Genomic DNA, 22,004 nt, shown 5'->3' on the forward strand with positions numbered 1-22,004 from the left:
TTCCGTTGGGTTGCCCCGGTTTTCCGCTGCCCCGTTTCGTTATTCCGGCGTCAGGAAAAATTTGCCGCTGATGGAAACCTTGTGGCTGGGACAATCCTGTTCCGGATCGTCTTTCATGAGCGTACCGGAAAAAGTCCCCCGGGCTATTTTGCCCTTCACATATTCGTCAACCACCACCGAGCCGTCCATAATCTGAATGCCCCGGTCAAGATCGGCCACGCAGGCAAAGTGGGTTCGGTACGCGTAATTTCCCTGATTGTAGTAACCGGAACTGATGCCCGACTCGGTTTTCAGCGCGTTGCCGAAGGGGAATTTTCCGGCTGCATTCCCGAAAACCGCCAGGCTCAGGTAATCGTCTTCGCGATCTCCGGCTTCGATGTACCAGACCTGATTATTCGACGAAACGAGGTTCACCCGGCTGTAGACGCGGGTCGGATTGCCGTCAAAGTTGACTTCCACGTAATTATTTCCAACGTAAATCGGATGAACGAGAATGAGTTTCTTCGGACTTTTCCGGAATGTGATTTCGGCACTGATCGTCACCCGGATGCGGTCTTTACCGGTTTTTGGAGCGACGTAGAAAATGCCCTTGGCGGATTGCGATTTTTTGATTTCACCCGCCCCAGCCAGCGACCATTTGACGTCTTTAATGTCGCCGAATTTTTCGTCGGCCACCTTCTGAACGGCGTCATCAATAATCAGGTCTTCGTAAATTCCCAGGCTGATCGTTTCTCCGTATTGAACAAATTCGGTCTGCGTTCGCCCGCCGGAATAGACGACGAAGCTTTCCAGGTAGGCAATTTCGTAGGCGCTCCAGTCACTGAAATGAGCCATTGGCGCGCTGATTCGCTTCGTTTGGGTGTCTACGCTGACGCCCGCTACATTTTGCCAGACCTTGTTCTCGCCCTGAAACGCCACTTTAAGCATATCGACGTCGTTCGCCGTGACCATCTCATCGGTATAGGCAAAGGTCAGCGTGGCCGGTTTGGCGAACTGCAAACCGTCGGGCGAAAACCGGAAAGCGGGTCCGATGCCGTTGGGCGCCGTATTGGTAATGGGCTGAATCGTGATGTTCGTGGCTTTGCTGAGCGCTCCGGCGGGCAAAACGAGCTGCACTTTCCCGTCGGCCGTGGTGATGGTGCCGCCTTCGGGGCCGATGGTTTTGCTAACCAGACTACCCAGCGGCTGGCCAATTTCGGTCGTTGTTCCCGTACCGGTTTCCTGTTCCGGCAAACCCGGTTTTTCGGGCGTAACCTCCGGTTTGGGGTCGCAGGCCAGCAGCGAACTGATCACGGCGAGACCGGCTATGATATATTGTGTAAGTTTCATGGTTGTCACGCACCCACGGCCGGACGACCGTGAGTGCATTGGTTAGTTGAGCGATTGAAAGAATTGATAGAGCGAAGCGAGTTCCTTGTCGGTATACTGGGCCGTCATTTTCCAGGGCATGTTCTCGTTGTCGATCTGGCGACCGTCGGGCCGTTTGCCGGTGCGAAGCGTGGCAATGAACTGATCTTTCGTCCATTTTCCGGGATTTCCGGTGCGGGTCAGGTCGGGAACGGGCGGCAAACCGGGTGCGAGGGGTTCGCCCCCTTTGAAAGTCGGCCGGTGGCAGCCGCTGCACGAAATCGCGAGGTATTTGCCTTGCGCAATGCCTTCGGTCGAGTCGGCTCTGGCAACCATCGGGCGGTTGTGGTCAATTTTTTCGACCGACAGGAGCGGCATTTTATCAAAATACGTCATCAGTTTGACCACCGGCCCGAGGTCGCTGGCGGGCAGTTCGTGGTCGACTGCCGGAACCTGCTGACAATACGCAATGATGGCGGCCATGTCCTGCTCCGAGAGCAGCGTTGTTTCGTGCGAAGGCATGAAGAGCAGCGGTTTTCCCGCCCGATCGACCCCGTGACGCATGGCCATCAGCCAGTCGGCGGTCGTGTAATCGGTGGGCAAACCGCCTTTCCCTTTTGTCAGGTTGGCCGATACCAGCCGACCGAGCGCGGCATCTTCCATCATGATTTTTCCGGCCAGATTTTCGCCGTGGCAATCCGCGCAGCCTTTGATGGCCACCAGGTGCTGACCACGTTTCAAGGTTGTGCGGTCGGTCGGAATGGTCAGCTTTTCGGCTGCAAACCGGTACGGTTTTTCAACCCGGTTGCCGATGTTGGTCGAGATAAAAAGATAGCCCGTCAGGAGCAGGGTGATTAATGAACCCAGCCCGATGCCGGTTCCTTTCAAGATTTTGCGTAGCATGTTTCGTGTATTTGTTGTTGTTTATTGTCGGTAGCGGTTTTTCGTTACCGTTGTGCAAATGTCAGCAACTTCAGGAAGTTCGGGCCTACGCAGAACGGATGAAAAGCTACGCGAAACGGATTATAAAGTTTACCGGATGGTGACTGCCTGACAGTAGAGCAGGGCGTTTTTTTAACTTTACACCCCAGAAAGTTCTCATTACATTCATTCCATGATTCTTGATCTATTTTCCCTTCAGGGCAAAACGGCGCTTGTAACCGGTGCCAAACGCGGTATTGGTAAAGCAATGGCGATTGCGCTGGCCGAAGCCGGAGCCGATATCATTGGCGTTTCGGCGACGCTCGAACCGGGCAGCGAAGTGGAGGCCGCCGTTACGGCTTTGGGCCGCAAGTTTTATCCGTTTCCCGTTGATTTTACGGAACGGTCCGCCTTGTATACTTTTCTGGAAACCGTCCGCGACGAATGTCCGCCGATCGATATTCTGGTCAACAACGCGGGCAACATTCGCCGGAAACCGGCTGCCGAACACCCGGACGAATACTGGGACGAAATCATCGATATCAACCTCAACGCCCAGTTCATCATCAGCCGGGAAATCGGTCGGGATATGCTGACGCGGGAGGTGGACTACAACCGGAAAATCATTTTTACGGCCTCCCTGCTCACGTTTCAGGGCGGTTTGACGGTGCCGGGCTATGCCGCCAGCAAAGGCGCTATTGGCTCACTGACCAAGGCACTGGCGAATGAATGGGCGTCGAAAGGCATCAATGTAAACGCCATTGCGCCGGGCTACATTGCCACCGACAACACGGCCGCGCTCCGGGCCGATGCCGAGCGTAATCCGGCCATTCTGGCGCGGATTCCGGCCGGACGCTGGGGTGAAGCCGAGGACCTGCAGGGCGCCGTCGTTTACCTGGCTTCACAGGCGTCCAACTACGTCCAGGGCACGATTTTGACCGTCGACGGCGGCTGGATGGGTAGGTAGATAAAACATATCCGCCGTTTCGTAGTTTATGTAGGGAAACAACCCTCACCATCATGGACACGAACGAAGTAAACGATGTAGAAATCACGGACAATACGAATAATAAAGAAACATTTGACCCGCAGGCGCGGGATGATTCCTATTATTCCAAAGACCCCTACCAACACGGTACGTCGGACTACGGCAAACCGAGCGAAGGCGTAGGAACTGGCGAAATGGTAGTTTCGTCGGCTGAGCGGGGCGATGTTGCCTATGACATCAGCTCCGATCGGGAAGAAAACCGGGGTAGCCACCAGCAGGAAGTTCGGCCGGATAGCCACGGATCAACGCAGGAATGGGAGGTGAATCCCGAAGTGATCGCTGAAAACCGCCGGGATGCGGCCAATGCACCGGATAGCGTCGCCAGCGGTTTGCCGAGCAGCGTCGAAGGTTTGCCGGACAACCCGTCGGACGAAGCGTTGTTTGTCCGTCAGGGAGCTACGTATCTGGAGGAAGGCGATAAACCGTCGGAGAGCTACGACCCGCACCACATGGGTTACGGAAACGGCGACGATGAGAAAAAAGATAAGTCGTAATGTAAAGTTGAATCCTTGTAAAAACCGCCCGTTGGTCTTAACGAGCGGTTTTTTTTATGAAGTAGACATCCGGACAAAAGAGAAAAGAAGTGAGATGAAATGGCTAACCTTGAGGTAATTAGTCGTTTATCTATTTCTTCTTTTACTATAGTTCAGAGGGCAGGCGCTGCGTCAACTGGCGGGTGTCTTTCAGGAAGTGAGAAAAATCGGTATACCCGGCGTCTTCAAACGGATACCGGCTGCCGTGCCGCCTGTAAAGCTGAAGCGCGTTCTTAAACCGGATCAGCTTCTGGCAATATTTTGGTGAATACCCCAGCGCTTCGGTAAAATACCGGTGTAAAGAAGGGTAAGAAACGCCCAACTCACGGCAAATCCACGCCAGATTTGGCGGCCGGTTGATGTGCTGTTTTCCAAAATAATCGAATGTTTTCTGCACGATCTGAAACCGATAATCCAACTCTACGGCCTGCGTTCGCCGGAGCAACATCATCTCTACGAGCTTGACCCGGGCGTCGAACGAGGGAGCGGTTTGCAAACGGTCTTCCCAGTTGTCGGATCGGATAAAAGCCGCCAAATCCGCGTTCGCGTTTTCGAGCTCGACGTTTCGGAAACGCAGCAACTTTCCCAACGTGCCCGGTTTGAATTTGACGTAGAATTCGTGGACGCCCGCGGGGTAAATCGAGGTGTGCAGATTGGTCAGATTACCGAAAAACCGGGAGCCTTTTACTGCCTTCACCGCCCCGCTTTGCTGGTTGATGGTCAGCCAGGGCTGTGCCGTCAGACTGATGCAAATTAAGTTGGAAAGGTTCGGTAAACCGTTTAAATACAGCGGATTTGCTAACGTAGCCGGTTGATTTACTTCGAAATAATACTCGACAAAAGCCGCCAGCGCCGGTCTGGGATACGCCAGCCGGAAATGCGGTTCCGCTTCGTCTTCGTAAATCACCCGTCCTTTCGTCATGTCAGTAAGCGAAACAGCCACTCGATCCCCAGTCCGGTGATCAGAAACCGTTCCTTTTTATTTTGCAACAATTGCTGCGTCCAGTCGACAAAACCGCCATCGGCAATCTCGTGGTCCTGCCCGCGAAGCGTAATGATGGCCTTGAATTGCAGGCCTTTATAGTATTGATTTTCCCGGCTGGGATCGGTTTCCGGTATAATGGTCCAATCGTTCCGCAGCGACAGCAGGTGTTTTTTAACCTGCTCCAGCATGCGTCCGCTTTCGGTGCCACCCCGTTGAATCAATTTGAATCGCAAATTACTGATTTGCAAGGCATCTCGCAAAACCGCCGTCAAGACCGCCAGGTGCTCGGCCAGGCTTTCGCACTCGAACTGAAAACCGCCGGTATCGCGCCCGGACGACACCAGACAGCCGATTTTGAAGTGTTGCGTATGGCCCGCAACAGCCACCTGCGGGGTGCGAACGTGCCGGTGAATGGCACTGAACCGGAGCTGATCGGTGGGCAAAACCGCCTGCCACCGACCGGTTTTTTTGAGGTCGGCTGCGTGCAAGGCCAGCGCATTGGTGGCGTCGGCCAGCACTTCGGTACCGCGCAAAGCCGACAGTATTTTCTTCTGATCCGCCGTTGCCACTACCGAACACGATCCCAGCGGAGCAACCGGCGACAACTCGACGGCCCGAAACTGGAAGGTCTCGAAAATGCGCAGGAGCCTGATTTCCAGTTCGTGTAAATCCCTGACGTTCAGATCGGCGGGTCTTACAAACCGGTTTTTCTGGTACTGCTTCAGCAATTCGGCCGGCGAAATTCGATTTGTTTGCCGATCGAAAACGTCCAGTAACAGCGAATTCAGTTCCGAAGGCGTCAGTTCGTCCGACAAAATCCGGACCAGATCGGGCCGGTTGATGCGTTGCAGAATCTTCTCGACGATGCTCATGATGGCAGCCTGGCTAGTTTCGCTTCGTCGATCAGGCTGTAGCGGTATTCATCCACGATTTTCCCGTTCTTATAGACGGCGGCCCGCTGAATGATGTCCAGCACAAAACCGTTCTTTTCCAGCACGCGCATCGACGCTTTGTTATACGCAAAAATGCCCGCAAACAGCCGGATCAGCTCCGTGTTGGCAAAGGTGTACTGAATCAACTGCCGAATGGCTGCGGTAGCAATTCCCCGACCCCAATACGGTTCGCCCAGCCAGTAGCCGATTTCGCCCGAAAGCCGGTGGATGTCGGTTTGAAACACAACACCGGCCACACCTACGAATTTTCCATCTGCATAAATTCCGAAAACCAGCCCTGAATCGCCTTTCAGTGCGGTTTCGATAAATCCGACCGCGTCAGCCAGTGTATAGGGTTGCGGCATGCGGTCGCGCAGATTCAGCCAGAGCGCCCGGTTATTGGCTAACTGGGCGATAGCTTCGGCATCCGCGGTTTTCAGGGTTTCCAGGGTAATGCCGTGGCCGCAATTGAGTTCGATTCGCGTGTTCATAGCTCGTAAAGTTGCTGGTAAAATCAGTGGATTCAGGTGTAAAATTCTATCAATCTTGTAAAAAACGTATTTTGTGGAAGCTTTTTACAAAAAAAGTTGCCGCAACCGTCCCGGTTTTCTAATATTGTTCTGCTGTAATTATGCAGCACAAATTGAACTCAAATCTACTTCCTATGAAAATTTCGTTCAGCATACTGACCCGCGTGGTCTTGTTGGGTCTGATCATCAACGTTATGAATGTAATTGACAGTCAGGCAACTGGTCCCAAAAAAGGCAAGTGGGTCAAGCTCTTCGATGGCAAGACGTTGACCGGCTGGCACACCTACCTGAAACCGGGGCAGCCTGCTTCTGATAAATGGCAGGTGGAAGACGGAGCCATTACGCTGGCCAGCCGGGGTGGGGGCGACCTCGTGACCGACAAGGAATTTACCAACTACGAACTGGAGCTGGAGTGGAAAATTTCGGAAAAAGGCAACAGCGGCATTATCTACCGGGTTCACGAAGATCCGAAATACAAGGCTTCGTATCAAACCGGTCCGGAAATGCAGGTGCTTGACAATGAGCGCCATCCGGATGCCAAAGCGGGTAAAAACGGAAACCGTACGTCGGGCTCCCTTTATGATTTGCTGCCGCCGTCGGACTTCTCGGCCCAGAAAGTAGCCGGTGAGTGGAACAAAGTGAAACTGGTGGTCAACAACGGCACCGTGGAGCATTACCTGAACGGCAAAAAAGTGGTTGAATACAAAACCAGCGGCCCGGAATGGGACAAAATGGTGAGCGAAAGCAAGTTCAAAGGCTGGGAAGGTTTCAATAAATTCAACACCGGCCACATTGCCCTGCAAGACCACGGCGACAAAGTATGGTACAGGAATATCCGGATCAAAGAACTTTAATTGTGATTGAGTGAATGAGCGATTGAGTGAAGGATTAAAAATCACGCTTTTTCACTCAATCGCTCATTTACTCAATCACTCAATCAAACCTCCATGAAAACTCCTTCCCGCCGTTCAGCCATCAAAACCCTGGCCGGAACCGCTCTGACCTTTTCTGTTATCGACTCTTTAGCTGCTGACATGGAAGCTACAAAAACCGCCTTCCCGGCGTTGAAAGGCCGGATCAACCACTCGGCCTGCAAGTGGTGCTACAGCAAAATTCCACTGGAGGATTTCGCCAAAGCGGCCAAGGAAATTGGCCTGACCGGGATCGACCTGCTCGGCCCCGCCGAGTGGCCGGTTGTGCAGAAATACGGTCTGACCTGTTCCATGGCGCAGGGGGCCGGAAAAGGCATCAACGACGGTTTTAACGACCCGCGTCTGCACGACGAGCTGGTGGCCAGCTACGAAGCCATTTTCCCGAAACTAAAAGAAGCCGGTTTGAAGAATGTGATCTGCTTTTCGGGAAACCGGCACGGCATGGACGACCAGAAAGGGCTGGAAAACTGCGCCGTCGGTTTGAAGCGATTGATGAGCAGCGCCGAAAAACACGGCGTGGTGATGGTGATGGAACTGCTGAACAGCAAGGTCAATCACAAGGATTACATGTGCGACAAGTCGGCCTGGGGGGTTGAGTTGTGCAAACGCGTGGGTTCCGAAAATTTCAAGCTGCTGTATGATATTTACCACATGCAGATTATGGAAGGCGACATCATCCGGACGATCCAGCAAGATCACCAGTATTTTGCCCATTACCATACCGGCGGAAATCCGGGCCGCAACGAGATCGATAATTCGCAGGAACTCTATTATCCGGCGATTATGCAAGCCATCGTCGACACCGGTTTTAAGGGTTTTGTCGCGCAGGAGTTCATTCCGAAACGCGATCCGCTGACGTCATTGCGGGAAAGCATCGCGATCTGTGACGTGTAGTACCTGGGCTCAAGTCCGTGAGTTCGTAAAAGGCTTTTCCGTGACCGGGGAAGCCTTTTTCCGTCTATGTAAGATTAGGGAATTGAAAACCACCTCCCCAAATCCACGGACTTTATGAACACCGATACCCCCGACCAGTATAGCACGCTCCTGAGCGACATCAGCCGCCAGATTTTACAAAGCCGTTACCGGGCTGCCAAGCTCGTCAATCGCGAATTATTGCTGCTTTACTACGCAGTTGGAAAGCGATTGTCAGAGAAGATTGCCGCTGAGAAGTGGGGAGCTAAGGTTTTAGAGCAACTTGCAGATGACTTGCAGAAACAGTTGCCGGGACTGCGGGGATTTTCGCATAGAAACATGAAAAATATGCGTCAGTTTGCAGCAGAGTATGGGGAGCTAATTGGGCAGTTAACAACTGCCCAAATGGAAGATGTTAATAATCAGTTAGATAAAATTATGCAGTTGACATCTGCACAATTTGAAAGCTTCAACATCGACATTTTTTTTGGGGTAAGTTTTACACATCATATTTTATTACTGAACCGGTGTTCAAATTTAGATGAACGCTGGTTTTACATACAGAAATCCGTTGAAAACCAGTGGACGGTCGAAATGCTGGATTGGCAAATAAAAGCCAAAGCGTATGAAAAAAGGGATCAAAAACTGAGCAGCAATTTTGCGCAGACATTACCCGAAAATTTGCGGGATACGGCTTTGCAGGCCTTTAAAGATGAATACCTGCTCGATTTTATTAACGTTGAAACAGACGACGAGCGGGTCGTTGAAAAAGGTATTGTTCAGAATATCAAGGACTTTATTCTAAAAGCGGGGAAAGGTTTTGCGTTTATTGGAAACCAGCACCGGTTACTGGTCGATGACGAAGAATATTTTGTGGATCTGTTATTTTATAACCGCCCGTTGCGGTGTCTGGTCGCAGTGGAGCTAAAGAAAGGGAAGTTTAAGCCTGCCTACGCCGGTCAACTGAACTTTTATCTAAATGTCCTGAATGATCAGGAACGACTTCCCGACGAAAATCCGGCTGTTGGCATTGTGCTTTGCTCGGCAAAAACCGATAAAACCGTCGAGTACGCATTTCAGGCCCTGCACAATCCAATGGGCGTCTCAACCTACCAGCTCAGTTCCGATCTTCCCGAACACCTTCGGGCGGTATTGCCCGACCCGGAAGCGTTGAAAAAATTACTGGATTGATAAAACACAAAACCGTATAAAACAAAACCCGGCCTCCCCTTATGCGGGAAAGCCGGGGTTCTCATAGATAAGGCGCTGTTTACTGCGCGTAGGTAATAAACCGTTGTGCCTGAACCGCAGGCAGCGCACCGATCTCGACCTGACGGACAACGACCTGCTGCCCGTTGCTGATCTCAAAATAGTAGACCCCGGTTTGCATTCCTTCAAAATCGAATTTACGCCAGTGGCTGGCCGGGGTTTTGCTCAGGGCTTCCTGGTAAAGAACCGTGTTTTTGGCGTCTTTTAACCGGATGGTCACCTTCTTCGGCCGACGGACGGCCAGCATTAAATTGATTTTTTCCCGGGTTCCCAGAAACATGCTCACTTCAAAGGCGTTTTTGTCGGATGCGGGCTCACCGGCGGCAGTCACCTGGGCATGGGAAACCGGGACAATCAATCCGAAAAAAAGAATCATCAGTACTTGTTGTGCGATCGTTTTCATGATTTGCTGTTGTTGTCTGTGACAAAGGTGCGGCATTTTGAAATATTAGCAAAACGAATTATTTTTGTCAAAATCATGAATTTTATTCATCATGGAAATCCGGCACCTTCAGATGGTCAAAGAGGTCGCTTGCTGCGGTAATCTCACCAAAGCCGCCGACCGGCTTTACCTGACCCAATCGGCCCTGAGCCATCAGTTGAAAGAAATTGAAGGTTTTTTTAACACGCAGCTGTTCATTCGCGACAAAAAACAGATGCGATTGACGGATGCCGGAACCGTAGTGCTGGAAGCGGCCGAGAAGATATTGCAGGAAGTGGCCGAAACGAAAGCCAAAGTCAAGTGTCTGACGGACAAGGATTCTGGGGCTGTTCGCTTGTGTACGGAATGCTATACTTCCTACCACTGGCTGTCGGGATTTCTGCGGGCCTACCGGGATATCTATCCAAAAGTGGATGTGAAAATCGACATCGAAGCCACGCATTTTGCCGAACAACACCTGCTCGAAAACAAGATCGACGTCGCCATTCTGGAAGATTCTTCGAATCCGAAACTGGCATTCACTCCGCTTTTTCAGGATGAATTTATGGCCATTGTTGCGCCGGATCACGAATGGGCCTGTCGCGAGTGGGTCGAAATCGACGAATTTGCCGATCAGAATTACGTCATGTACAACATTCCGGAAGAGGAAAGCTCCAATTTCAAGATGCTTTATAAAAACAGCCGGCCTCAGCGACTCTATAAAATGACGCTGACGGAAGCCATTCTGGAAATGGTGAAAGCGGGCATGGGCGTGGCGGTTTTGCCCAACTGGATCGTCCGGCCGTACCTGAAATCCGGCGAGCTGGCTGCGGTTTCGCTCACCCGGCAACGGCTGCTTCGGACGTGGTATGCCGCTACCCTGAAGAATAAACAACACGCGCCTTACACCGACGCTTTCATCGAAAAACTGGCGTCGTATATGAAAGAACTGGATGGCTACGCCGTCCTGTGTTCCGCTTAAAACCGGGCTGTTTTTCCAATCCGGATTTATTTACCAGACAAGTGCTGTCTTAACTCAACCCAATTGTGTCTTCTTCTTCTGATTCTGCGCCCTTGCCCCGGCGACTGGGATTCTGGCAGGCTACGGCCCTGAATATGATCGATATGGTCGGCATCGGGCCGTTTGTGGTGTTGCCGCTGGTTATTCACATCATTGGAGGACCGCATTTTCTGTGGGCCTGGGTTCTGGGAGCGGTTATTTCGCTGATCGACGCGCTGGTCTGGTCGGAATTAGGAGCGGCTTACCCGCAGGCTGGCGGGAGCTATAATTTCCTCAAAATTGCCTACGGCGAAAAACGTTGGGGCAAGATGGTGTCGTTTCTCTATGTCTGGCAAACCATGATTCAGGCGCCGTTGGTGGTGGCATCGGGGGCCATCGGGTTTGCCCAATATGCCTCCTATCTGATCCCGCTCGAAGGCTGGGAACGGAAGGCAGTTTCCGGGGGTGTCGTCATCCTGATTACCCTGCTATTATACCGCAAAATTGAGTCCATTGGCCGAATCAGTATTCTGCTTTGGGTGTGTGTACTGGCTACGCTGGGCTGGATTATCTGGGGCGGTTTAACAAGCGGGACCCAGGCGGTTTCGCTGGCATTACCTGCGGGTGAATCGCTGTCCGGCCTGTTCGGTGCTGGTCTGGGAATTGCCTCCGTGAAAACCATTTATTGTTACCTGGGCTATTATAACGTTTGCCATTTGGGCGGAGAAATCCGCAACCCGTCGCGGAATATTCCGTTGAGTATGCTGATCTCCGTGCTCGGGATTGCCGCCTTGTATCTGGCGATGAACTGGAGCGTGGTTAGCGTAATTCCGTGGCAGGAAGCGCAGCACAGTGAGTTCATTATCAGTGCAGTGATCGAGCGGTTATACGGCCCCCGGGCGGGGGCTATTGCTACTTTTATGGTGCTGATTGTGGCGTTTTCGTCCCTGTTTGCGGTTTTACTCGGCTATTCGCGGGTTCCGTACGCGGCAGCCGCCGACGGGCAGTTTTTCCGCATCTTCGCCAAACTGCACCCCACGCGGCAATTTCCGTACGTTTCGCTGCTGTTTCTCGGCGGTTTGGGCTTCGGGTTCAGTTTGCTCTTCCGGTTATCAGACGTCATCACGGCCATTCTGGCGATGCGCATCGTTGTGCAATTTATCGGACAGGCGATTGGTCTCCTGCTGTTGCACCGGCGCAGGCAGGCGAGTGCGTTTCCGTTTAAAATGCCGCTCTATCCGTTGCCGGTTTTGCTGGCCATCGGCATCTGGACGTTCATTTTTATTTCGACCGGCTGGACGTTCATGCTGTCGGGCCTGACGGTCATCGTTCTGGGGATCGTCGTTTTCATCATCACCGCCCGCATTCGGGGGCAATGGCCGTTTGCGAATGTTGATCAACCCGTTACGCCCCTGGTGAACCCGAAGAAATTGTAAGCTGTTCGGCCAGTCGTCCCCGCCAGAATTCGCGGCTGTAGACCCGCTGGAACGGCCAGTTTTTCAATTGCAACGCAAACGGCGTGTAGGCGTGGGCGTCTTTCGGGCTGCTTTCGTAGTACAAATCATCGTCGGTGAGCAGTAAACCTTCGTAGCGGTCAGCGGTTTTTTGCGTCAGATCGGCGAAGGGCAATTCTTCAGCCAGGCCATTTTTGGGGTCTTTTAACGCATCTTTCAACAGACGTGCACCCGGAATGCGGTCGGTTTGGCGGGGTTGTGGAGCGTAGGCACCATCGGCGACCGACAAGGCGTATTCCAGGTATTGCTTCAGAATTTTAGGCCCGACGTTGGCGGTATTTTCAACGGAGAGCTGTTGCGGGTAGATGCTCGTGACTACGTAGACCCGTTCGCGGGCCCGGGTGACGGCCACATTCAGGCGGTTTTCACCTCCTTTGGCGTTCAGACTACCAAACTGCGCCGATAACCGTCCGCGCGGATCGGGGGCGTAACCGATGGAAAAAATGATCACATCGCGCTCGTCGCCCTGCACGTTTTCAATGTTTTTAACGAAAGTTGTTTCTGAAGGTACGGTTTCGGATGCGGTTTTTGGGGCCGCTTCCGTACCGGTTTCCGGTTTTTCGTCCAAAACCGCCAGCGCGTGTTCTTCCAGCAATTCCTGAATCAGTTGCTGCTGTTGAAAGTTGAACGTCACCACGCCGATAGAACGTCCCGGCAACTCGTCGGCCAACTGATCGATCAGCTCAACCACGGCACGGGCCTCGGTTTCGTTCGTGTTATGCTCCCAGGTTCCCTTGACGTTCAGATATCGGATCGCGGGTTCCCGACGGTTAAGTTGCTGAAAATCAGGGAGCAGGTGGAGGGAGTTTTTATAGAAAAGCCGGTTTGAAAAATCGATCAGATCAATCGAACGGCTACGGTAATGCCCACGCAACTGGGTTTGCGGAAAATAATGCGTCGCCAGATCGAGCAGCGATTCCACTTCCAGCTCAACCGGAATTTCTTCATTTGCCTCGGTTTCAAACCGGATGCGGTACAAATCGCTCGGCTGAAGTTGCTTGCTGTCGCCGGTAATCACCACCTGACTGGCGCGGTAAATCGCCGGAATGCCGTTTTCGGCAAAACACTGCGACGCTTCATCGAAAATCACCAGATCGAACAGCCCCGGTTTCATCGGAAAAATGGCCGACACCGATTCCGGCGACGCCATCCAGCAGGGAACCAGTTGAAACACCTCGTCCGCGTGTTGTTCCATCAGTTTCCGCACCGGCCAGATATTTCGTTTTTTGGTCACCTGATGATTCAATTCCCGGTACGTCACGAGGTTGTTCAGGCGATTGAACGCCAGATTCTGATAGGCTTGTTCGCGCAATTTGACCAGCAGAATCTGCCGGCTCAGGGCCTGTTTTTTGCGAACACTTTCCTGTAATGTATTTTCTAACTGATTGATTTTTAAAGATGAAACGCCACGAAGAATAGGGCTTTGCATTTCGAGATGTTCGATCCAGGCCAGATGCAGGCTATTCAAAAACCGCTCGACGGACAAAGGTTCGCCCAGCCGCTGAACAATCTCGCGTTCTGCCGAAGAAAAGTTTTCTTTCAACCGATCGGTTTCAATCAGCAAATCAACATCGCGTTCCAACGATCGAATGAGTGCCTCAGTTTGGGCGGGTTCTTGCCACAGCCGCTGGATTTGCGATTCGCTCAAAAAGGCCCGCCAGCGATCGAGTTGAGCCGCAACCTGCCGACCGGTTTCCAGCAATTGCCGGGCGGTTTTGGCAAAAGTCGGGACGGTTTCCAGCCGGGCTTCGGGCAAGCTGGCCAGCCACGAAACGGCGTTAAGGCGCACAACCGCTTCGAGCGCCTGGCGGGCCAGCCGGACGGTTGGAAGCGCGTTTTCGGGCGTAACATCCTGATTTACTTGCTGTCCGATTTGCTGACGAAGGAGTTCAAACCGAATGCGACGCTGAACTTTCTCCAGCAAAACCGGTAACGTTTCGTCGGAAAGCGCCAGGCCGTTGACGGCCGCGAGTTGCTGCAAACCGGTTTTATCCTTACTAAACAATCCCCAAACCGTTCGCCCGACAAACGACGAACGGCTTTCAATGGCTTCCTGCAACCGTTGCGCGGTGTTGGGCAAATCCGTTATGGACAGGCTTTTTTCAATACCATTTCCATCCAGACAGTCGTTCAATTCCTGTTCAAAGCGTTCTAGATCAACCGGTTCAAGGCTGAAAAGCGGATGATTAGGCTGCTGTTGCAAGCGCCGAATCCACTGCCAGCGTTGCGCCGACGGGTCGGCCTCCAGCAAGGTCAGCAAGGCCGTCGTTTCCCATTCATCTTCCTGCACCTTTTGCCAGTCATTCAGCGAAAACGGGCGATTGGTCAGGTTTTGGGTCTGTTCGGTTACGGTTTTTACAAAAACCGGTAAGTCGCTCAGCAACTTTTTGAGCGCCGGTAGTTGGCCGAATGAAAAAGCCGCGAAGGAAATCCGGTCGGCCCAGGGGTGATCGGGACCCAGCCGGTTCAGGTAAGCGCCGTATTCCCGCAGTTCCTCCACAAAGCCGGTGACGGAGTTGGGCCGAAACTGCGTGTATAAATCGTTGATCGGAATGGTTTCGGCGGTCGGATCGCAGCTCAGGTACAATTGTTTGACCGAAATACCGGCTTCGGTTTCGTCGAACAAAGCCTCTTTGAACGACTGCAACTCCGCCAGCGTCTGGTCGATCCGGCGGCTTTCCTGATCAAAATTGCGTTCCAGCAAAATGGCATCCAGACCGTAATTCTGTTTGCGGTATTCCTCGACGCGCTCAATCTGCCCGGCCAGCTGGTCATACAACGCCTTGCGGTCGTTCTTGAAGTCGTGGATCAGGGCCGAAAAGGGCTGCATGCCCACCTGCCGCAATCGTTCATAAACCACGTCCAGAGCTGCCCGTTTCTGGCAAACCAGCAAAACCCGTTTGCCCTGAGCCGCAAAATCGGCCATCAAGTTGCCGATCAACTGCGATTTACCGGTTCCCGGCGGCCCCTGCACCACCATCGACTCCCCGGCTTTGATCCGCCGAATCGCTTCCTCCTGCGACGCATCCAGGGCCAGGGGCGTGTGCAGTGTTTCCTCGCGGATAGGGGCAGGGGGCGTGGGGCTTGGGGCTTGGGGCAGAGGGCGAAGGGCGAGGGGTAAATTTTGTTCGGCGTTTTCATACAACTCATCTCCCTCAAACCCCAGACCCATAGCCCTCTGCCCTTCGCCCTCTGCCCCAAGCTCCATGCTCTCTGCCCCAAGCAAGGTCTCATAATCCGGGACCAGGTACGAACCGGCTTGCGGAAAAATGCCCAGCACCGCTTCGGGCTGGAGTTTCAGCTCGCCGTTTCGTTCCAGTTTATCGAGATCGGTTTTCTTGACCGCGTTGAACCACTGAAGCTGGTCGGTAAAAAGCTCCTGGTTGAAATTGATTTCCAACGGACTGTCTTTCAGCCATTCGTAGAGTTGCGTGCGAAAAACCGTCGCGTCTTTGTCGTACTCATCCAGCGTGTGTTCTAAAACCGCATCGGGCAGAATGTACTGATTATAATACGCGTAGGCCATCAGAAAACTGCGGTTGAGCGTGATGGATTCATCCGCCCGCCGGACCAGCATCCACTTGTTGCCCTGTTGCTGCAGGTGAACCGGGAAGAAAACCAGTGGCGCGTGGATCACCGTGCCGTCGGCCAGCTTTCCGCGTACGAACGGATAGCCCACGTACAAATCCTCCGAACCGCGTTCTTCTTCGATAAACCGGTCGGTACGGGCAATTTTCCGGAGTTTTTTACTGACCTCGTTGACCTTTTCCAACCGGCTGTCGAGCACGTCGCAGAGCGGAATGGCCGCTCGCCGGGCGATCAACTGGCGGATCAGTTCGAACGACGGTTTGTTATCCAGATAATCGATTTCGTGCAGATCCAGAAACTGCTCGACGGGCAGACTCGTCAGCAGCAGCGAACGGTTGCGGCTGCTGAGGTTGGTCAGGCGTTTCAGATAAGCTTTCAGAACGGGTTGGGGTAGTTGCATACGTACCCACGAACGATCAGTCCGTGTTTGGAAGAAATGAGCTGATACCGGATAGGTAACGAAAAGAAACCGGGAATGCATGCCCTGATCGCGCAAATGCCAAGCCCCTTTTCTCCATTACCTATGTACAAAACTACCCAAAAAGACGTAAAAAAATAGCTCAGGCAACAGACCGGAACGGAGCTGCAAAAAGTGGCTGTTTAGGGCTAAATCAGGCGTAAACCAGGCTGATAATGCCTTTTGTCCTGCCTTTAAGGTGGATTACAGTTGCCGGACCCGGTACAAATAACCTGTAATTGTCGGATGAGTGATTGTGGTAAAATCGTACATTGAATGGCTATAAATGTATATTAAAACAACAAAATATTATTATAATATTGCGATATAATTATATAAGTCGCAATTGTTATCATAGATACTGTACCTTTTAGCACGGCCGTAACTCCGTTTTTCATTCATGATCGCTCCCGGTAAATACCTACTTAGTGAAACGATCGAGGGTAGTCCAGCAATGGGTGAGGAGACTCATGGCTATTACCGGTCGGCATCACTTAAATTTTGCGAGTCGTTGATTAAGGATAAAGAAGCCGCCCAGCAGATCGTATGTGCGGTTTTCAACGATCTTAGCAATTCCCCATCAGGACTCCGGCTGACCGAGCCGAATTTCAAATCCCGCTTGTTTATCCTGCTACGTAACCAGGTTTTTAACTACCTGAAAACCGCTGCGAAAAGGGAATTGGTGAGCGTTCATTGATTCGCGTGTAGACGTCCGCACGCACATTGGAATATAAACGTCCAACGTCTGATAAGCGGTTTTGCCATACAGAAAAAGCGGGCCATGAGAGACAACCTCTTCATGGCCCGCTTTTTTATTTCGGAATCAGTGCCGTTAAACCTGCACTTCTTCGGGTTTCTTTTCTTTTTCCGGAATCAGCCAGGACGCCAGAATACTAACGGCCAGAATGCCCACAATGACATAGAGCGAATAAACCGTCTCGAAACCGTGTGCTTCCAGCCAGCTGTGGAAGATCATTTTCAGACCGATAAAGGTAAGCAAAGCCGCCAGACCGACTTTGAGAAAACGGAATTGGCTCATGATGCTCGACAGGAAGAAGAACATCGACCGCAGCCCCATGATGGCGAAAACGTTGGAGAAAAAGACGATGTACGGGTCTTTGGTGATCGAGAAAATGGCCGGAATCGAGTCGACGGCGAAGACCAAATCGGTGAATGCGACGACGATAACGACAATGAAAAGGGGCGTAACGAACAGTTTGCGGTCGGATTTCCGGCGGACAAAAAAGTGGTCGATCACGTTTCGGCGGTAGACGTTCAGGTATTTTGCCGTCAGTTTCACCACCGGGTGGTTTTTGGGTTCCATCTGCTGATCTTCCTCTTTTTCAAAGAACAGCTTCACACCGGTATACACCAGAAAGGCTCCGAAAATATAGATGATCCAGTCGAACCGTTGCAGCAGGGCCGACCCGACGAAAATGAAGATAAACCGCAGGATGATGGCGCCCAGAATCCCCCAGACCAGAATTTTTTTGTAAAACTTCGGACGCACGCCGAACGACGCAAAAATCATGATGAATACAAAGATGTTATCGGCGGATAAAGAGTATTCGACCAGATAACCGGTAATGTATTCCAGCGCCATGTTGTTCTGGAAAATGGCCAGACTTTGCTCGAAATTACCCGGAATCAGTTTGAGATGGTCGGCGTAGCGGCTCCGGATTTCTTCCAGGCGCGCCATGTCGGTGATGCCGTGAACGAGGTAGCCGTAGTTTTTAATGAAAAAATAAAAACCGATCGACAACGCTACCCAAATAGCACTCCAGGTTCCGGCCTCCTTGAAACTGACAATGTGGCTTTTTTGCTTCGTGAAGGCCCCCAAATCGAACGCCATTACCAACAAAACGAAGAGCGCAAAACAGACAAAAAATATGGTTTCGTAACTCATGAGTCAAAAAACGGTAAAAATTGGGATAGAATGAGCGTTGCATCACAACTGCCTGTGTCAACTTTGGCACAAAATTGGCCGGGAGATCAGTGAGTTGTAGAACCAAACAAATTGATTTGTGAAACTACCTGCAATATAGCTCTATTAAGTAACAGGTTATGATTTCGGTTGATTCCTTATTTTTGCAAATATGTATCATGATAAAAAAGTCGTAGTTGTATTACCGGCTTACCGGGCCGCATTGACGCTGGAGCGCACCTACCGGGAAATACCGTTTGATCTGGTCGACGAGGTTATTCTGGTCGATGATGCCAGTCCGGATAATACCGTCGATGAAGCAAACCGCCTGGGCATCCGGCATGTGATTCGTCACGAAAAAAATAAAGGCTACGGCGGCAATCAGAAATCGTGTTACCGTAAGGCCCTGGAACTCGATGCCGACATTGTGGTGATGTTACACCCTGATTATCAATATACTCCCAAACTCATTGTGGCCATGGTCAGCCTGATCGGGAACGATTTATACCCGGTGGTATTTGGCTCGCGGATTCTGGGAAAAGGCGCGTTGAAAGGCGGAATGCCGATGTATAAATACATTGCCAACCGGTTTCTGACGCTGACGCAGAACGTGCTGATGAACCAGAAATTGTCGGAATACCATACCGGCTACCGGGCGTTTTCGGGCGAAGTGCTTCGGAGTCTGAACTTTACGCATAACTCCGACGATTTTATTTTTGACAACGAAATGATTGCTCAGATTTTTCAGAAAGGCTTCGAAATTGCGGAAGTAACCTGCCCCACGAAATATTTCAAAGAAGCTTCCTCCATCAATTTCCGGCGCAGCAGCATCTACGGTCTGGGGGTTTTACGCGTGTCGCTGCTCTACCGACTCCACCGGTGGGGAATCCTGTCGTGGAAGGTGCTGTCCTGAACCCGGATTACGCAGATTAAAGGATTAACTAAGATGGCTGCCGCAATCTTATAGTTTAATCTTCTATATTCTCTTAATCCTTTAATCTGCGTAATCCGAGTTCAAAACCTCTTCCTTTAATCGTTTTACTTTTACCTCGGGATTGACAACTTCGAGGATCATCGATTCCAGCGTCAAACCCGGCCCGAAGGCGCAACTGAGAATATTGCCCGTTCCCGATTCGGAAAGCAGGTGGGTTTGAATTTCTTTCAGGACAAACAGAACCGTTGCCGACGACATGTTGCCGAACTTTCGCAGAACGTCGTAAGCAAAGCGGTTTTCAGCCGGATCGATGCCCAGTTGCTGCTCGATTACTTCCAGAATTTTGCGCCCGCCGGGGTGCATGGCGTAATACGTAATGTCTTCGATGGCAAGGCCACCGCGTTCCAGCAAACGGGACAGCGCTTTTCCAATGCCTTGCCGGATGACCGTCGGCACAACCGAGGTGAGCGTCATTTCAAAACCGTGGTCGTTGATGATCCAGCCCATATCGTCTTTCCCTTCCGTCAACAGGTCGCAAAAGAACGTCCGCATCCGGAAAGCGGGAGCCGGTTTTTCCCGATCCGGCCGGGATTGGACCAGCACAGCCGCAGCTCCATCGGCGAATAGTGCGTTGGAAAGGAGGTGATCCTCATCGGTTTTTTTCTGGAAATGAATGGTACATAATTCCAGACACACAATCAACACCCGCGCCGACGGATCGGCGCGGACGAAGGCATCGGCGGTTTTCAGCGCATTGAATGCCCCGTAACAGCCCATAAAGTTGATGGCCGTGCGCTGAATGCTGGTCGGCAGGTGCAGAGCTTGAATCAGGTCGATGTCCAGCCCCGGCGCATACATGCCCGTGCAGCTTACCGTGATCAGATGGGTCGGTTGGATGGGCGGTTTTTCGTCGCCATACAAATCCGCAACTGCGGCCAGCGCCAGCGGCAACGCTTCCCTACGATAGAGTTCCATCCGCGTTCCGACCGTTGGAAAAGGTTCGAGATCAGGGGTGTTCGGAAAAAATGTATATTCACCCGGCGATGCACCGTAGTCGGGCAGCACCGAATGCCGCCGATCGATTCGGGTCAGCCGGTAGAGCGCCTGTAATTTTCGTCGATTGTGCTCATCGAGTTGGAGAGCCTCCGCCATGAACGAAGCGATTTGCAATTGCGAGAAACCGTGTTGCGGTACGGCGGTACCGATGGCGGTAATGTAGCTATCCATGAAATCCAATTCATTGTTACCGGAGTGATCCGAATCCATTTCAATCCTTTTCTATAACGAACGCACTACGTTAATGTTAGGCTTCCGACCATGAAATCTCAACTGTAGTTATTCTAGCTTCCAACATGACCTTTCGTACTGTCTGGCTCCATTTACGGGTAGCGTTTTCGTTTTTTTTGTTACCGGTTTTTCTTTTCGCGTTAAGTCAGTCGGCTGCGCTTCGGCTGGGGGCGCTGGATTGGGGACGGGTGTTGGTAATCGGAACGGTTATTCACCTGTTGTTGTATCCGGCCAGTAACGCCTACAACAGCTATTTTGATAAGGACGAAGGCAGCATCGGCATTCTGGAAACACCTCCGCCGGTCGATAAAACCCTGTTTTACGTAGCCTGGACGCTCGACATTCTTGCGTTGGTAGCTGGCGTCTGGATTGGCTGGCCATTTGTGGTCTATTTACTCATTTACGGCCTGATTTCCAAGGCATATAGTCACCCGGCGATTCGGTTGAAGAAGTACCCGGTCATCAGCTGGCTCGTGATCGGGCTGTTTCAGGGCGGTTTTACGTACCTGATGACGTTGCAGGCCATCGATCAGTTGCCGGTTAGGGAACTGACTCATGCCCGGCCTTTGGTGGCCGCTTTGCTTTGCACGCTGAACCTGCTGGCTATTTACCCCATCACGCAGGTGTACCAGCACGAGGAAGACGGTCGTCGGGGCGACCTGACCATGAGCCGTTTACTGGGTATTCGTGGAACGTTCGTGAATACGGTGATCTGGTTTGCGTTGTCGCTGGGCGGTTTTTACTGGTATTTCGAAGGCGATGCGGTTTTCTGGCTATTGCCGCTCTGTTTTCTGCCGGGCGTCGTCTATTTTTTGTTCTGGGCGTTTCGGGTATTTCGGGATCCTCGGCAGGCTAATTTCCGTTCGGCGATGCGGATGACCTTGCTGGCGGGCACCGGCCTGAATATTTTCTTCGTTCTTTTGCTGATTTTAACCGATTCATAATCAGAACAAAAAGCCGGTATGAAGAAAATAAGATAGATTTTTTCAAAAAAGTACTTGCCAAACGGCGCAGACCCCTTATATTTGCATCCACAAAACGCCAACGTTTGGCACCAACGCGAAAGTAGCTCAGCTGGTAGAGCGCGACCTTGCCAAGGTCGAGGTCGCGGGTTCGAACCCCGTCTTTCGCTCAAAAGCACCCACAGCGGTGCTTTTTTTGTAAAATGTGGTACTGCCACGCCGGGATGGCGGAACAGGTAGACGCGCAGGACTTAAAATCCTGTGGGCAGTAATGTCCGTACGGGTTCGATTCCCGTTCCCGGTACTGATTATCTAGAGGTTATGCGATTTGTCGTGTAACCTCTTTTTCGTTGATACAACACAGGTACAATAATAGATCAGGGATCAAATCCAAAAGTTGTGGAGTGCGTAGGATTTTTCTAGGTTTGTGCTTTCATCAAACCGATTTGTTTTGGAGAGTTTCTTACCTATCATTCAGTTCCTGCTGCCTGAGTTCATTCTGGAAAAT

The 22,004-nt window shown here is 51.9% G+C and carries 19 protein-coding genes and 2 tRNA genes; 12 read left to right on the top strand and 9 right to left on the bottom strand.

From position 1 onward, the window contains the following. Positions 1–39 precede the first annotated feature (39 nt). Positions 40–1,329: a hypothetical protein gene (locus GJJ30_RS06940; RefSeq protein WP_170299146.1), complete on the bottom strand. Its 1,290-nt coding sequence runs from the start codon at positions 1,327–1,329 to the stop codon at positions 40–42. Between the two features lie 42 nt (positions 1,330–1,371). Then, positions 1,372–2,250 carry a cytochrome c gene (locus GJJ30_RS06945; RefSeq protein ID WP_154174410.1) on the bottom strand — a complete coding sequence of 293 codons (879 nt, stop codon included), beginning with the start codon at positions 2,248–2,250 and terminating at the stop codon, positions 1,372–1,374. 211 nt (positions 2,251–2,461) lie between these two features. On the opposite strand from GJJ30_RS06945, the gene GJJ30_RS06950 reads away from it, so the two are divergent. Continuing rightward, positions 2,462–3,235, top strand: a complete 774-nt coding sequence (locus GJJ30_RS06950; RefSeq protein WP_154174411.1) for an SDR family oxidoreductase — start codon at positions 2,462–2,464, stop codon at positions 3,233–3,235. A gap of 53 nt (positions 3,236–3,288) precedes the next feature. Continuing rightward, on the top strand, positions 3,289–3,810 hold the full coding sequence (locus GJJ30_RS06955; protein ID WP_205880538.1) for a hypothetical protein: 522 nt from the start codon (positions 3,289–3,291) through the stop codon (positions 3,808–3,810). A gap of 145 nt (positions 3,811–3,955) precedes the next feature. Here the strand turns inward: GJJ30_RS06955 and GJJ30_RS06960 are convergent, their stop codons facing one another. From GJJ30_RS06960 to GJJ30_RS06970, 3 genes are read right to left on the bottom strand one after another with little or no spacing between them, the layout of a single operon-like run. After that, a complete protein-coding gene (locus GJJ30_RS06960; protein ID WP_154174412.1) occupies positions 3,956–4,771 on the bottom strand; it encodes a helix-turn-helix domain-containing protein in 816 nt (271 codons plus the stop codon). Beyond that, on the bottom strand, positions 4,768–5,706 hold the full coding sequence (locus tag GJJ30_RS06965) for a hypothetical protein (protein ID WP_154174413.1): 939 nt from the start codon (positions 5,704–5,706) through the stop codon (positions 4,768–4,770). Before GJJ30_RS06965 ends, GJJ30_RS06960 begins: the two co-directional genes overlap by 4 nt. After that, positions 5,703–6,257, bottom strand: a complete 555-nt coding sequence (locus tag GJJ30_RS06970) for a GNAT family N-acetyltransferase (RefSeq protein ID WP_154174414.1) — start codon at positions 6,255–6,257, stop codon at positions 5,703–5,705. The genes GJJ30_RS06965 and GJJ30_RS06970 overlap by 4 nt, the downstream gene beginning before the upstream one ends. A 233-nt stretch (positions 6,258–6,490) precedes the next feature. Between GJJ30_RS06970 and GJJ30_RS06975 the strand changes: the two genes are divergently transcribed. The 3 genes from GJJ30_RS06975 (at position 6,491) to GJJ30_RS06985 (ending at position 9,331) form a co-directional block, all read left to right on the top strand. Beyond that, positions 6,491–7,150, top strand: coding sequence for a 3-keto-disaccharide hydrolase (locus GJJ30_RS06975; protein WP_229313014.1), 660 nt, complete (start codon positions 6,491–6,493; stop codon positions 7,148–7,150). A gap of 93 nt (positions 7,151–7,243) precedes the next feature. Continuing rightward, positions 7,244–8,122 carry a hydroxypyruvate isomerase family protein gene (locus GJJ30_RS06980; RefSeq protein WP_154174416.1) on the top strand — a complete coding sequence of 293 codons (879 nt, stop codon included), beginning with the start codon at positions 7,244–7,246 and terminating at the stop codon, positions 8,120–8,122. Positions 8,123–8,236: 114 nt separating this feature from the next. Further along, positions 8,237–9,331: a PDDEXK nuclease domain-containing protein gene (locus GJJ30_RS06985; RefSeq protein WP_154174417.1), complete on the top strand. Its 1,095-nt coding sequence runs from the start codon at positions 8,237–8,239 to the stop codon at positions 9,329–9,331. Between the two features lie 79 nt (positions 9,332–9,410). On the opposite strand, the gene GJJ30_RS06990 is transcribed toward GJJ30_RS06985, so the two are convergent. Next, on the bottom strand, positions 9,411–9,812 hold the full coding sequence (locus tag GJJ30_RS06990) for a T9SS type A sorting domain-containing protein (protein WP_154174418.1): 402 nt from the start codon (positions 9,810–9,812) through the stop codon (positions 9,411–9,413). 91 nt (positions 9,813–9,903) lie between these two features. Here GJJ30_RS06990 and GJJ30_RS06995 point away from each other — a divergent pair, with 91 nt between their 5' ends. Both GJJ30_RS06995 and GJJ30_RS07000 read left to right on the top strand, forming a co-directional pair. Next, entirely contained in the window at positions 9,904–10,812 is a 909-nt protein-coding gene (locus tag GJJ30_RS06995) for a LysR family transcriptional regulator (protein ID WP_154174419.1), read from the top strand. Between the two features lie 65 nt (positions 10,813–10,877). After that, positions 10,878–12,266 (top strand): APC family permease, encoded by a 1,389-nt coding sequence (locus GJJ30_RS07000; protein ID WP_310588202.1) that lies wholly within the window; start codon positions 10,878–10,880, stop codon positions 12,264–12,266. On the opposite strand, the gene GJJ30_RS07005 is transcribed toward GJJ30_RS07000, so the two are convergent. Further along, on the bottom strand, positions 12,235–16,332 hold the full coding sequence (locus GJJ30_RS07005) for an AAA domain-containing protein (RefSeq protein WP_154174420.1): 4,098 nt from the start codon (positions 16,330–16,332) through the stop codon (positions 12,235–12,237). The two genes, GJJ30_RS07000 and GJJ30_RS07005, sit on opposite strands and share 32 nt — an antisense overlap. A gap of 511 nt (positions 16,333–16,843) precedes the next feature. Here GJJ30_RS07005 and GJJ30_RS07010 point away from each other — a divergent pair. After that, complete coding sequence (locus GJJ30_RS07010) at positions 16,844–17,086, top strand: hypothetical protein (protein ID WP_154174421.1); 243 nt, start codon at positions 16,844–16,846, stop codon at positions 17,084–17,086. Between the two features lie 135 nt (positions 17,087–17,221). Here GJJ30_RS07010 and GJJ30_RS07015 read toward each other — a convergent pair whose 3' ends face one another. Next, a complete protein-coding gene (locus GJJ30_RS07015) occupies positions 17,222–18,295 on the bottom strand; it encodes a TerC/Alx family metal homeostasis membrane protein (protein WP_154174422.1) in 1,074 nt (357 codons plus the stop codon). A gap of 190 nt (positions 18,296–18,485) precedes the next feature. Here GJJ30_RS07015 and GJJ30_RS07020 point away from each other — a divergent pair, with 190 nt between their 5' ends. Next, complete coding sequence (locus tag GJJ30_RS07020; protein WP_154174423.1) at positions 18,486–19,226, top strand: glycosyltransferase family 2 protein; 741 nt, start codon at positions 18,486–18,488, stop codon at positions 19,224–19,226. Positions 19,227–19,307: 81 nt separating this feature from the next. Here the strand turns inward: GJJ30_RS07020 and GJJ30_RS07025 are convergent, their stop codons facing one another. Then, positions 19,308–20,474, bottom strand: a complete 1,167-nt coding sequence (locus tag GJJ30_RS07025; protein ID WP_154174462.1) for a type III polyketide synthase — start codon at positions 20,472–20,474, stop codon at positions 19,308–19,310. Between the two features lie 125 nt (positions 20,475–20,599). Between GJJ30_RS07025 and GJJ30_RS07030 the strand changes: the two genes are divergently transcribed. From GJJ30_RS07030 to GJJ30_RS07040, 3 genes are all read left to right on the top strand, one after another. Next, positions 20,600–21,478, top strand: coding sequence for a UbiA family prenyltransferase (locus tag GJJ30_RS07030; RefSeq protein WP_154174424.1), 879 nt, complete (start codon positions 20,600–20,602; stop codon positions 21,476–21,478). Positions 21,479–21,593: 115 nt separating this feature from the next. Then, positions 21,594–21,666 (top strand) — tRNA-Gly (locus GJJ30_RS07035). Positions 21,667–21,714: 48 nt separating this feature from the next. After that, positions 21,715–21,800, top strand: a tRNA-Leu gene (locus tag GJJ30_RS07040). The last annotated feature ends 204 nt before the right edge of the window (positions 21,801–22,004 follow it).

The sequence above is a fragment of the Larkinella terrae genome (genome assembly GCF_009668025.1).
Classification (GTDB): domain Bacteria; phylum Bacteroidota; class Bacteroidia; order Cytophagales; family Spirosomataceae; genus Larkinella; species Larkinella terrae.